The organism is Maribacter sp. BPC-D8 (genome assembly GCF_035207705.1).
Taxonomy (GTDB): domain Bacteria; phylum Bacteroidota; class Bacteroidia; order Flavobacteriales; family Flavobacteriaceae; genus Maribacter.
In genome coordinates this window covers 440847-454534 of sequence record NZ_CP128187.1, presented here as the reverse complement: position 1 = coordinate 454534, position 13688 = coordinate 440847, and the positions used below count along the sequence as shown (strand labels likewise).

11 protein-coding genes are annotated in these 13688 nt (G+C 35.2%); all 11 read right to left on the bottom strand.

Features of this window, described 5'->3' with window-relative positions:
• Positions 1–5: 5 nt before the first annotated feature.
• Entirely contained in the window at positions 6–884 is an 879-nt protein-coding gene (locus QSV08_RS01895) for a DUF6268 family outer membrane beta-barrel protein (RefSeq protein ID WP_324026074.1), read from the bottom strand.
• 105 nt (positions 885–989) lie between these two features.
• Positions 990–2465 (bottom strand): malate dehydrogenase (quinone), encoded by a 1476-nt coding sequence (mqo, locus tag QSV08_RS01890; protein ID WP_324026073.1) that lies wholly within the window; start codon positions 2463–2465, stop codon positions 990–992.
• A 148-nt stretch (positions 2466–2613) separates the two neighbouring features.
• The gene (locus QSV08_RS01885; RefSeq protein ID WP_324026071.1) at positions 2614–3939 is read right to left on the bottom strand and encodes a DUF3570 domain-containing protein; all 1326 of its coding nucleotides are present in this window, start codon (positions 3937–3939) and stop codon (positions 2614–2616) included.
• 23 nt (positions 3940–3962) lie between these two features.
• Positions 3963–4175, bottom strand: coding sequence for a DUF4266 domain-containing protein (locus tag QSV08_RS01880; protein ID WP_324026069.1), 213 nt, complete (start codon positions 4173–4175; stop codon positions 3963–3965).
• A complete protein-coding gene (locus QSV08_RS01875) occupies positions 4172–5152 on the bottom strand; it encodes an FAD:protein FMN transferase (protein ID WP_324026067.1) in 981 nt (326 codons plus the stop codon). The genes QSV08_RS01880 and QSV08_RS01875 overlap by 4 nt, the downstream gene beginning before the upstream one ends.
• A 1-nt stretch (position 5153) precedes the next feature.
• The gene (locus QSV08_RS01870) at positions 5154–5594 is read right to left on the bottom strand and encodes a thioredoxin family protein (RefSeq protein WP_324026065.1); all 441 of its coding nucleotides are present in this window, start codon (positions 5592–5594) and stop codon (positions 5154–5156) included.
• 78 nt (positions 5595–5672) lie between these two features.
• A complete protein-coding gene (locus tag QSV08_RS01865) occupies positions 5673–6815 on the bottom strand; it encodes an efflux RND transporter periplasmic adaptor subunit (RefSeq protein WP_324026063.1) in 1143 nt (380 codons plus the stop codon).
• 10 nt (positions 6816–6825) lie between these two features.
• Entirely contained in the window at positions 6826–11163 is a 4338-nt protein-coding gene (locus QSV08_RS01860) for a CusA/CzcA family heavy metal efflux RND transporter (protein WP_324026061.1), read from the bottom strand.
• A gap of 77 nt (positions 11164–11240) precedes the next feature.
• On the bottom strand, positions 11241–11603 hold the full coding sequence (locus QSV08_RS01855; protein WP_324026059.1) for a hypothetical protein: 363 nt from the start codon (positions 11601–11603) through the stop codon (positions 11241–11243).
• 102 nt (positions 11604–11705) lie between these two features.
• Positions 11706–12659, bottom strand: a complete 954-nt coding sequence (locus QSV08_RS01850) for a L,D-transpeptidase (RefSeq protein WP_324026057.1) — start codon at positions 12657–12659, stop codon at positions 11706–11708.
• Between the two features lie 57 nt (positions 12660–12716).
• Positions 12717–13484, bottom strand: a complete 768-nt coding sequence (locus QSV08_RS01845) for a TIGR00730 family Rossman fold protein (protein WP_324026055.1) — start codon at positions 13482–13484, stop codon at positions 12717–12719.
• Between the last annotated feature and the right edge of the window lie 204 nt (positions 13485–13688).

Sequence of the window (13688 nt, the reverse complement as noted above, 5' to 3'; positions counted from 1 at the left end):
ACTGCTTATATTTTGAATCTTAAAACTGCTCTAAAATAGCTTCTAGAATCGTTATCTATGGTAAGTAGCGTGTTATTACTACCGTCTTTTAGTTTATTATTTAAATTGAAATTATAAGCAGCACGTAAATCTAATTGTAGATGATCCGTAAAATGATACTCATACTGTAGGCCACCATTTATTAAAGACATATTTATTATTTCTGCATATTCATTACCATTTACCAAAGCCCCATTTTGAATGTTCGAGGTAAAACCATCTAATTGTGTGTATAATTTGAAACGATGTTTTTCTGCAAGATGATACTGTAAATTAGACTTTGGAACACCAATATTAAAAGACCAGTCGGGTCTAAACTTTTTATAATAGCTAATGAACGGCAATGGAAATACATAGCCCCTATTTTGTGAATAGGATAATCCGACAATTAAACGAGATGGCTTATCTATATTATTTTCAAACTTTTTTATAAATACAACATCACCTGAAAAAACAAGATCTTCTGATGATAAATGCTTTGCTTCATCATTTGTACTAATACCAGGCTGAAGACGCACGCCCAAACGCCATCCATTTTTTAAAGGTTTTGTAAATCCTATGGTGAAATCTAAAAGTTTAAAATCATTTAATAAGTCCCTATCAAAAGGCAGCTCATCATCTTTAAAACGAAGATGAACGTTGCTATAATCAACTCCTAAAAATAAATACTGACCTTCTTTCTTGAGTTTTACTGGATAATTTACAAGAAATCTTGAGCGTGTATACTCTACATCTGATCCTTTATTAGGGATAAATGTAAAATCTAACCGTGCTAAATCGCTTAACTGCGCTTGCGTAGTAAAGCTAACTATGAAAAGAAAGAATAAAGGTAATTTAAACCGCATTTAATTTTAGTAGTAACTGTACTGAATAATGATAATGCAAGTACCGTCTTTTTATTGTGTTGATTTAGTGCTATTAAGCATAAATTTATCTTAAATAAATTTGATTTATAAATCTAAATCATTTGTTACACGGGCTAGCTCTTTTTCGAACAAATCTTTGGTAACCTCTTTTTTATAGAAAGGAACCATTTTATTCAGTTGAGCTTTACCAAACTTAGACTCCATTATTTCTGGAAAAGCTTTTTCCAATACATCTAACATAATCTTCACAGAAGTAGATGCACCTGGCGAAGCACCTAATAGACAGGTAATTCTACCATCTTTACTATGTACTAACTGAGTTCCAAACTCTAGAGAACCACCCTCAAACTCATCTTTCTTAATTGTTTGTACCCGTTGACCGGCAACCATTATCTCCCAATCTTCGCTTTTGGCATCTTTAAGAAATACTCTTAATGAATCCATTCTATCTTCAAAACTCATGGCTACTTGTTCTACCAAATATTTCGTTAGTGGTAAATTGTGCCAGAAAACTCCCCACATAGATGGAATATTATCAAAATTGATGGATTTTAATAAATCTAAATATGAGCCTTCTTTTAAAAACTTGGGACTAAACCCTGCAAACGGACCAAAAAGTAATTCTCTTTTTCCATTGATATATCTAGTATCTAAATGTGGTACCGACATTGGTGGATCTCCAATACCTGCTTTGCTATACACCTTGGCATTATGCTGATTAATTATATCTGGATTTTTACATACCAGCCACTCCCCACTTACCGGGAAACCACCATAACCATCCTTTTCTTCTATCTCTACTTTTTGTAACAATAACAAACTACCACCACCAGCACCTATAAAGACATGCTCGGAATCTACAGTATTCTTGACACCTGTATTTAGATTTTCCATTTTCACCAACCACTCTACATCATGATCGGGATCAATATCTTCTACTTCGGTATTGAACAACACCTTAGTATCATACTCCTTTTCTAGAATATCGAATAATTGCTCAGTTAGCGAACCATAATTCATTTCTGTTCCTCTATTAATTCTAGAAGCTGCCATAACCTCATCTTCAGTTCTGCCATGCATCATCAACGGAAACCACTCCTTCATTTTATCTACCGCTCTGGTAAACTCAATGGTATCGAACATGAAATGCTCTTTAAAAGCTTTATATCGATTTTCAAGGTAGTCGGCATTGTCTTTCCCTTTTACCCAGCTGTGATGTGGCACGGGGGTAATAAATGATTTTGGATCTTTAATGAGTCCTTCAGCTACCAAAAAAGACCAATATTGTTTAGAGGTTTCAAATTGCGTACAAATATCTATCGCCTTTTTTATATTCACATGACCCTCTTCATCTTCGGGTGTATAATTAAGTTCACATAAGGCAGAGTGACCTGTACCGGCATTGTTCCAGGCTGCAGAACTTTCTTGTGCTACTTTATCTAATCGTTCAACGATCAGCACTTTAAGATCTGGCTTTAACTGTTTTACCAATAAGGCTAACGTAGCACTCATGATACCTGCACCTACACAAATAAGGTCATATTCTTTTCTCAATTCCATTAAAATCAAATTTTATTACTGCTTTATACGCTTGAAAAGTTAACTATTTCTTTTGGTTAATTCTGAACGATGCCAAAATTAAAACCATTTACCAAAGACAAAAAGCAAGTCAATAGACCTGCTTTTTGTTCCTTTTTAATCGTAAATTTTAATCCAAAACAAACTTAAAGCCTGCGGTGACGATACTAGAACTAAACGTAGTATCTCTATCATATTTGTAGAACTTTAGATCTATACTTTTAAGACCGAGTTTCCAGATATGCATCTTGGTAAAAATATCTGTGTAGGAAACTCCCATTCCAAATTGGTTTGCCGAGTATTTTGACAAATCATAATCTGACGTATAAAAGGTATCGGTTGATACTGCTTCCTCATAACCAAAGAAATAATCAGCTGCAGATTGCTGATAATATCTGTAAGATGGATAAATAGTAAACTTATCGGTAAGCTTAATAGGTACCTCTACACTTGCCGTATGCGAGTTGATACCCCAATCATCATAGTAATAGCGATAGAAGCTTCTTACCACAAATGTTTCATTGATATACCAGTTTAAACGACCGCCTGCAGCTACTTTAAATCGACTATCTGGTAACTGTTCTATAGCATCTGCCAATTGAAAATTTTCAATAAACGAATCTGCTACATCGCTGAAGTACACACGTTGAAACGGAGTAGACAACAAACCATCTTGTTGAATAAAATCTAATGCCAATGAACCTTGGAGATTCTTACTCAGAATTTGTGAAAATCCTAATCCGACGGAATAAGAATTTCTTGATTCATCTGAAAACTCATTGAATATAGGAGCGTAATTAGTATTGCCCGTAATTGTATTATTACTAAAAAGCCCATTCGCTAAACCATTTGCTCCACTCGCGAAAGGTCTTAATTCTGATGGATATAAAGCATTCCATTTATCTAAATAAACATTTGCATTTACACTGACCTCTGTATTCTTTTCATTGAATAATTTTGTCAATCCGCCACCGAAACCTAAAGAGGTATAATCATATTCTCTGGACGCGGATACTTTACCTGAAACTATGGTATTTCTATCGTCTGAACTATGACTATAAGAACCAGATATACTTGCCCAAGTATCTGAACTAGAAGCACCAGAACTTGCTACAAACGGATCTGCTGGTTCGCCACCATCAAAAGGATCTACATTACTCGAAGAAGCAGATGTATATGCCGAAACACCAGCATCTATGGTAAGAACATCATCGTCGTTTAAAGGAATCGCAACTACGAACGTACCCGTAAAATCGGTTAACTCTTCGGTACCTAAACCGCCACTTACCGCAGCATTATCACCATCTTGTGAATAATAACTTGTTAAAAAATCTACCTCGGTAGTTTCTAAAACACGCTTTTTATAGGTCTTTACAGAATCTTGAGCTTGCTGTGCGTAGCTTATCGTAAATGCGAATAATGCTGCTACAGAAACTGTTATTTTTAATATTTTCATTTTGTAAATAATTGAATTCTATATTAATTACAGCCGCAGCCTCCACCAGTTTTTCCTCCGTTTGCCCCAACTGCCGCTTCTCTATACGAATGCATGGTCGTTAGATTGCGGTCTGCCTTTTTATCTTGCAAAACCATATCTGGATCATTAATATTTATTTTCTCATACTCTTTCAATACCGTACAGCTACTGAAAGAAGCAGCTATCAGGGTGAAAATTAAAAACTTCTTCATCATGATTTCTCTATTTCTATATTCTTTGATGTTATAATATTTCCTTTATCGTCTATAATAATACATTCTACTTGTGGCAGTTGCTCTATTCTATTTAAACCAACCTCTATACCCATAACAAATACCGATGTTGCCAACGCATCTGCTAATTCCGCTTTAGGAGCAAATACGGTAACACTAATAATACCCGTTGCCGGATAACCACTTCGAGGGTCAATAATATGGGTATATCTTACATCATTAAAATTTACATACTTCTCGTAATTGCCAGATGTTACCACCGCCCCATTGGTTATAGGTAACAAAGCAAAGACCTTGTTCTTATCCATAGGGTTGGTAATGGCAACCTTCCACTCTTTACCATCGGGCTGTTTTCCCCAGGTGTTCATGTCGCCAGATGCATTTATGATGCCTGCAACCACGCCTTTAGATTTCAACAAATCTTTTGCCTTATCTGCAGCGTAGCCTTTGCCAATGGCTCCGAAACCGATTTTCATTCCGGCTAACTTCAGAAAGACAGTTTGTTTCTCTTTATCTAAAACAATATTATGATAGCCTACTTTAGCAACAGATGCCTTAATGCTCTCTTCTGAAGGCATAACGGTCATGCTGCCATCGAACTTCCAAATTTTATCCATCGAGGCATAACTAATATCAAAAGCCCCATCGGTTAACTTAGAAATACCTATTCCCCTTTGTATCAAATTAAATAATTCAATATCAACTTTAACAGGTTTAATACCCGCATTTTTATTAATCTTTGATGTCTGCGAGTTTTCATCCCAAGAAGAAATAAGCTTTTCTATTCTTGTTATTTCGCTGATAGCCATATCGATATACTCATCTCCTTCAACAGGATCTTTAGCCACAACAGTAATGTCAAAACGGCTGCCCATTAATTTAACGGTGCGCTTATAGGGCTCTTGAGCATACAGTATACCAACAGCAAAAAATAATATTATGAGAGTTAGCTTCTTCAATCTATTTTATGAATGAATTCAATTCTTCGATATACTCTTTGGGTGTCAGTTTCTTGTAACTGGTTTCGCCATATACTTCACCATTGGCATTCATAACCACCACAAAAGGGAAAATTCCCTGTCTGTTATAACTTTCAGCTAATGCTTTATTCTTGTTCAATTGCTCTTCTGGCAATGCATTATTCTTTCTACGAGGAAAATCTGCTTGTAACATTACATAATGTTCTTCTGCATAGTCTTTAAACTCATCAGTAGACCATACTGCTCTATCTAATTTTATACACGGAGCACACCAATCTGAGCCTTGAAATACCAGTATAATCGGTAAATCATTTGTTTTAGCAAGCTTCTTTGCTGTAGTAATATCTGTATTCCAGTCTTGCGCTGTTATTGAACTCACACTTGCTACTGCAATTAACAGTAACACTATATATTTCTTCATAATCTATTTATTAAACGAACTTATACTATGTCAACTATTATACCAATACCTAACATTTTTTAGGACATATTTTTTACTTTATTCTCCTATCAGGCTAAACGCACCTTTTGATAAAAATTGTGCGTCTTGTTTAAAAGTCGATGAATTACTGACCGATGTCTTATTTTCATAACTACCTAAGGTCTTGACAGGTATTTGCTTAAAATAATATGTATCTCCTTTCTTCTCTTCTAAAAGCAGTACAAACGATTCGTTTTCAACCACGGCAATAGCATCAGAAGGCAGCGACATTTGTTTTGACGTTTCTGTAATAATATTCGCTTCTACGAACATACCAGTAAGAAAATTAGCTTCGTCTTCATTTTCTATATGTGCATGAACCTTTATCGTTCTATTTTCACCTATTGAGGTACCTACCAAATGTACTTCTGCCATATATACCTCTTTTGAAGCTTCTGGTATTCTAAATTCAACCACCTGATCTTTTTTTACTTTCATAATATCTTTTTCGAAAACCGAAAGTTCTAAATGAATGTGGTCATTATTAATGATCTCCATAATAGAAGTTGCAGGAGAAACATATGTACCTTTTGAAACATTTACGCTTGTAATACTGCCTTCAATAGGTGCATAAATTGAGGCTACCGAACTTATATTTCCTTTTTCTACTTGTTCTGCGGATATGTTCAACAGACCTAGTTGCTTCCGTAGTCCGTTGTATTTTGCGACTCCAGTTTTATATTCGCTCTCTGCTTTTAAAAAGCTTTTCTGAGATGTTATGTTTTCAGCTACCATAGTTTGCTGACGTTCGTATTCTGACTTCAAATAACCCAACTGTCCGTTGACTTCCATATATTGTTGCTGCAGGGACACAAATTCAGGATTTTCAATAGTAACCAACAACTGCCCTTTGCGGACTTTATCTCCAATCAATAAAGGGGTCGTTTTAATATAACCACCCATTGTTGCGCTTACCACGGCTCTATTTTCTGGTGGCACATCTATCATACCCGACGTCGTTACCATTACCGGAAAATCACTTTCAGTCATACTAGCGATCTCCATATTATTTTGGTCGAATTGTGCTTGCGTAATTTGAATACGGTCATCTGCTTGCACCTCAGATGTGCCATTCTCACTCGATTTGCTTGCCTTGTCTCCACAACTTATAATTATGCCGAGAATGAAAAGTGTAACTATTTTGTATATATATTTTTGCATGACGCCCTATTTATAATGTTAAGAAATTAATGTTTGTTGCGGTTTCATTGTACTCTTTCAACTTATCTAGATAGCCCAATTTTATATCATAGGCACTTTCTAAACTCTGTATATATTGATAGAAATCAATTTCACCATTTCTAAAACTGATGGTTGCGGTTTTCAATATTTCATCGGATAGCTCAGCGCCTTCATTCTCATAATAATTCAATGAGTTTTGAATCTGTACAATTTGTTGCCTCAAAATTTCTTGTTTCGATTTTATCTGGATTTTATAGGCAACAGACTCGGTCACTGCTCTTTCTTTGGCAATTTTAGATGCTTTGATTCTAGAAGCATTACCACTAAATAATAGCGGAATTTTGAGTCCTAATTGATAGCCTAAAAGATTATCGTTCAATTCTGAGTTTGATCCTTGAAAATAGGCTAAACTGATATCTGGCAGTAGTTGCTGCTTTTCTAGTTTACGCTCTGCAGCCATTAATTGCATGTTATTCTCATAATACACGGACTCAGGAGTAGCATCTACATTTATATCTTGAATGTCAATTTTCAAGTTCATTTCTTCAGAAATCACCAAACTATCTTCTGCCTGAATTAATTGCAACAAATTGGCATAAGACGCGGCAACATGTTGAATAGCTTGTTGATAGTCTAAATTGATTTTTCGTTGCTTAGAAGCTGCGGTTATTTTCTCTAAATAATTAGTTTCCCCCAGTTCAAACCTTCTCGCTGCTACCTTCGAAAAATTGGCATACAAACTATCAAGCCTTTTATACACTCTAATTTTTTCTCGTGCAATTTGATAGTCGTAATAACCTATCGTAACATCTCTAGTTAGTGCCTTACGCTGAATATCATATTCACTTTGCACTAAATTAGTCTTCACCTTATTGACCTTCTTTTCTGAAAAATATGCAGTCGGAAAACGAAAATCTTGCTGTACCCCAAATACCTTTAATGGCACATCATTAATAGCTAGATTATTTTCATCGTATTCATAATACACGTGTGTCTTATTGAACATAAATGCACTATTAATCAATGCTTCAGATTCATCAACCTTTAGTCGATCTGCTTTTAAACCCATGTTATTTTCAATAGCTAGGGGAATTAATTCATCGAGATTTTGACTTTTCGACTCTTGTGCCGATATACCAACAGATATAAGCAATGCTATAAAAGCAATACCATTTTGTAAAGTTGTTTTTGGTATTGGCTTTTTTGAATTTTCATGTTTATCGAAAATGGAATATAACACCGGTAATACTACTAAGGTTAATATGGTTGCCGTAAACAGACCACCTATAACCACTGTTGCCAAAGGTCGCTGAACTTCTGCGCCTGCATTCGTAGATATTGCCATGGGTAAAAAACCAAGTGCTGCAGCAGATGCTGTTAATAATACGGCTCGCAAACGATCTTTTGTGCCTTGTTTTATTAAATCGTCTAAACTATCAAAAGAATACTTTTTCAACTCTTTAAAATGCTCTATCAAAACAATTCCATTTAATACTGCTATACCGAACAGTGCTATAAACCCTACTCCTGCAGAAATACTGAACGGCAAACCTCGCATCCACAATAACAACACCCCACCTACCGCTGCCAGCGGAATTGCAGAATATATCATAAGGGCTTCTTTTACCGATTTAAACGCAAAATATAGTAATACAAAAATGAGCACTAATGCTATTGGTACAGCTACTAATAGCCGGTCTCTTGCACTTTGTAAGTTTTCAAATTGACCGCCATAGGTAATGGTATACCCTGCCGGTAATTTTACATTTTCATTTATCAGTTTTTGAACATCATCTACTACAGATTGCAAATCGCGATTACGGACATTTACGCCTACTACTGTTCGTCTCTTGGTATCATCTCTAGATATTTTTGCAGCGCCTTTTTTATATGTTATTTCAGCCAACTCGCTTAACGGAATCTTTCCTCCATCGGGCAAATCAACATAAAGGTTTTTAAGGTCATCAATATCTTTTCGTTTTGCCTTATCTAATCGCACGACTAAATCGAAGCGCTTTTCACCTTCAAAAACATTACCAGCAGTTTTACCAGCAAATCCCATAGAGACCAAATCGTTCAGTTCTTGAATATTTAAGCCGAAGCGGGCAATTTTTGCGCGATCATAATCGACACTCATTTCAGGCAAACCTGCAATCTTCTCTACACTAATATCTGCAGCGCCTTCAACATCTTTTATCAATGCTCCGATTTCATTTCCTTTTTTAGCTAATACATCTAAATCGGGACCGAATATCTTTATGGCAATATCTGCACGCACTCCTGTAATAAGCTCATTAAAACGCATTTCTATGGGCTGCGTAAATTCTACTTCCATACCTGGAATAATTGATAACGCTTCTTTGAATTTATCGGCTAGCTCATCTTTAGATTTTGCACTTGTCCACTCCCCTTTTGGTGCCAGTTTTATGATAACATCACTTTCTTCCATAGACATAGGATCAGTGGGTACTTCGGCAGCTCCAATTCTGGTAACTACCTGCTGAACCTCTGGAAAATTATCGAGTAAAATCTTCTCAATCTCAGTAGTAATCTCTACCGTTTTACTTAATGAAGTTCCTGTTTTTAATACGGGCTGAATTACAAAATCGCCTTCATCTAAAGTGGGTACAAATTCTCCACCCATGGTAGTGTATAAAATAGTAGCCCCTATGAGTAGTATTGCTGCAATGCCCAAAACCAATTTCTTGCTTTGCAAAGCCCAACTTATAATAGGTTCATACTTCTTATTCAGCCATTTCATTAAACGAACAGATATGTTTTTGTCCGATTCTTTTAATGGTTTTAAGAATATCGATGCAGCTACTGGTACATAAGTAAAACACAAAATCATTGCACCAATTAATGCAAAACTAAACGTCAATGCCATAGGCTTGAACATTTTACCTTCTACTCCGCTTAAAGATAGAATGGGGATAAAAACTATTAAAATAATCAGTTGCCCGAAAATGGCAGAATTCATCATTTTAGATGCTCCGTCAAAAGTGATTTCATCTTTTAAATGCTGCTGATCTGTTTTGGCTAAACTATTAATCTCGTGTTGCTTTCTTGTGATTTCAAAAGCTATAAACTCTACAATAATTACTGCACCGTCTATGATAATACCGAAATCTATAGCCCCCAAACTCATTAAATTGGCATCAACACCGAAAATGTACATGAGTGATAATGCAAATAACAAACACAAAGGAATTACAGATGCGACCACCAAACCTGATCTAAAATTACCGAGTAGTAATACCACCACAAAAATGACAATTAAACATCCTAGAATTAAGTTCTCGCTAACAGTGAAAGTTGTTTTGGCTATAAGTTCGCTCCGCTCTAAAAACGGATTAATATATACTCCCTTTGGCAAAGAAGTTGAAATTTCGGCGACGCGTTCTTTTACGGCTTCGATTACCTTTTTAGAGTTTGCATCTTTCAACATCATTACCTGACCCAGTACTTTCTCACCTTCGCCATTACCCGTAATAGCACCAAAACGAACTGCGGTTCCAAAGTCAACCGTAGCGACATCTTTAATATAAATTGGTAATCCGTCTTTAGTGGTAATAACAATATTTCGAATATCTTCCAAAGATGAAACCAACCCTTCTCCTCTAATAAAGAAAGCCTGATTCACCTTTTCGATATAACCGCCACCCGAAACACTATTATTAGTTTCTAACGCTTTAAAAACATCACTAGCAGTAATGTTCATGGCATTTAGTTTTTGGGTATTTATAGCAACTTCGTATTGCTTTAGAAATCCGCCCCAGGTGTTTACCTCAACCACACCGGGTATACCAGACAATTGTCGTTTTACAATCCAATCTTGTATAGTTCGCAGTTCAGTTGTTGTATACTCGCCCTTATACTCTGGCTCTACCTCTAAAACATATTGGTAGATTTCACCTAGTCCAGTTGTAATCGGTCCCATTTGTGGCGTACCAAAACCGGCTGGAATTTTCTCTGAAGCCGAAGCTATTTTCTCTGCTATAAGTTGTCTGGGCAAATACGTACCTAAATCATCGTCAAAAACGATAGTAACCACAGACAATCCAAACTTAGATACCGAGCGAATTTCTTTGACTCCTGGTAAATTCGCCATTTCTAATTCTACCGGATATGTTATGAATTGCTCCATATCTTGAGTAGATAAATTACGTGATGTTGTAATTACCTGAACCTGATTATTGGTAACATCTGGCACAGCCCCAATAGGTATTTGTGAAAGCGCAAATAGCCCGTACCCAATAATAAATACGGTAAACAAAAGAATAATGAGCTTATTCTTTAAACTGAAATTAATGATATGTGATAGCATCTTTTCATATAAATCAATGTGAATCGCTCAAATTCATAAACATGAATCTGAACTAAAAAATTAAAAAATCGATTGTATTATGAAATGCGGGGCGGCTGTAAAATGCCCTCAGAATGTAATGAAGAAGATGGTGCTTGGTAATAGAAATTTGAGTCTGTATTATCTAAAAACTCTATTTCGTTTAATTCTGATTTGTATGTATTTATAAAAACGTCTGCAACACAGGTATGTGATGTGCCACTATGATTAAAAGGTAATTTTTCGTGATCTTTCTTTTCTTCTTGATGATCACGTTGATGATCTGCTTTTAACTCACCGTAATGCTTAGAAAGAAAAACAATAACATTATCGCCATATTGCTCACTATGAAATTGAGCGTGTTCAATTAATTCATCTAACTGAACAATATCATCATAATGCACACCAAAGCTTTGCAGCATGATGAGCGATGATAACAATATGGAAAACAGTTTGTTCACATTTGTAAAATTAATAAAATTGTAAGCACTTATTATTTAAATTTAGTATAAACTATGGGCATGTTAATCATTCTCAGCTATATGATATACATCTCGAAGTACAGAAATAACCATACCTTCATCATACGTCTCTAAATCATATCTAATTTTAAGCTTTGTACCTAATGGTGCATAATAATATACCCGCCAAGCATCACCTTCACCAAGACCGATACAGCCATTTGAATATGCCTTACCTAGTGTTTTAGGATTTGTTGTCGGATGAATCATCTGTCCGTTTCTAATATTATTAATTTCAGTTTCAATCCAAGGTATTTGAGGCATCATGGTTGTTTTACCATCATCTCGTCTGGTTACATAAAAACGTTTTCCGTTTACCGGATTATAAAAATCTGGATGCTTTGCATGCCTTACTATAGTTCCTTTTCCTGTTTTTGTTCTTAAATCTGTTACGCGATCTCCAAACTTTAAATAACGTTCTCGATACTGCCCCACCCTAACCGGAAACGTTTCTAATAAAACAGAATCTTGATAAATACGTAATTTGTATTCTGGTATGTTAACATCAATTTCGGTGGTTGAAAAATCTTCTATAATCCTACTAGCTGTTATTGAATCTGGCAATATCAACTCGCTCCCTTTTGGCAATACAATCATTTGCTTTTGATCATAAACAAAAGAATCACGTTCCATCATTCTGTAATAATCTGTATTCGCCAAAGTATCAATTATCCACGGGTTATTTCGTACTAACAAATGTTCAGATAACGCATATGGCACTATCGTATCATATTTTTCAACAACTGAATCCATGAATTGAAAATAGCCAACAACCTTAATGTCCTTCGAAATTTTTATGCTTTCAATCTTTTTAATTGTTTCTTTAGTGGGTAATAGTACTGCTGTACTATCTATCTGTATAGCTCCAATATCTGTCTGTTTCTTAGACTGGCAAGAAATAAACACTACTGAGGTAAAAATGATTAAAACTATTATTATACTATTGATTTTAAGCATATGGTATTCTTATTTTATAATTTCTGAAAATTTAATATTAAGATTTAAAGGGTGCTTTTAAGTAGTTCGAACTGACTTTTTCTCACCAAACCACCACTTGGTTCGCATTGGTTTTTTAATAAGTTTAAATCTTTTGACGGCATGTTCTTTCAAATGTTCTTTCATTTCATCAACAGAATCGGTCAAGAACATTAAGTCCATATCTTTTTTAGATATACTTTCATTTTCTGCCATCGTTTGTATGTGATGGTATAACTCTTTATGATATTCTTTTCCGAATATCACCACCGGAAAATCTTGTATCATTTTTGTCTGTATTAAGGTAACCGCTTCAAAAAGCTCATCTAAGGTGCCAATGCCACCGGGCAATACCACAAATGCGAAGGAGTACTTAAGCAGTAAAAATTTTCGAATAAAGAAATAGGGAATATTTATCCATTTATGTAAATACGGATTCGGTTTTTGCTCATGCGGCAGTATTATATTGCATCCTATTGAATATCCATTATTTAGGTAAGCTCCTTTATTTGCAGCTTCCATAATACCGGGCCCGCCACCTGTCATTACCGTAAAACCCATTTCCGATAAAGCTTTACCTACTTCTTCTGCTTGTTTATAATATGGATTATCTTCTTTAAAACGGGCAGATCCAAATACGGTAACACACGGACCAATAAAATGTAGTTTTCTAAACGCCCTAATAAACTGATACTGTACTTTAAACGTAAACCACAATTCTTTAAACCGACTTCGTGGTCCGTCAAGAAAAGAACGTTCTTCGCTTAAAAAGAAAGAATTAGTATTCGTTTTTGTTTCGTTCGGCATTTGGTAATCTGAATTAATAATAGAACCAAATGTAGTTGTTACTAACAGAGTTGAAAATGACTTATCTCATGTTTAGAATATGAGATATGTCATTTTTAAGCATGGGCATCCTAACTATTTTTGACACTTCAAATGCGATGCTTAAGCTTACTTGTATATTTAAAATTATAGAACCTATGACTTCAAATACAACTTTATAATTAT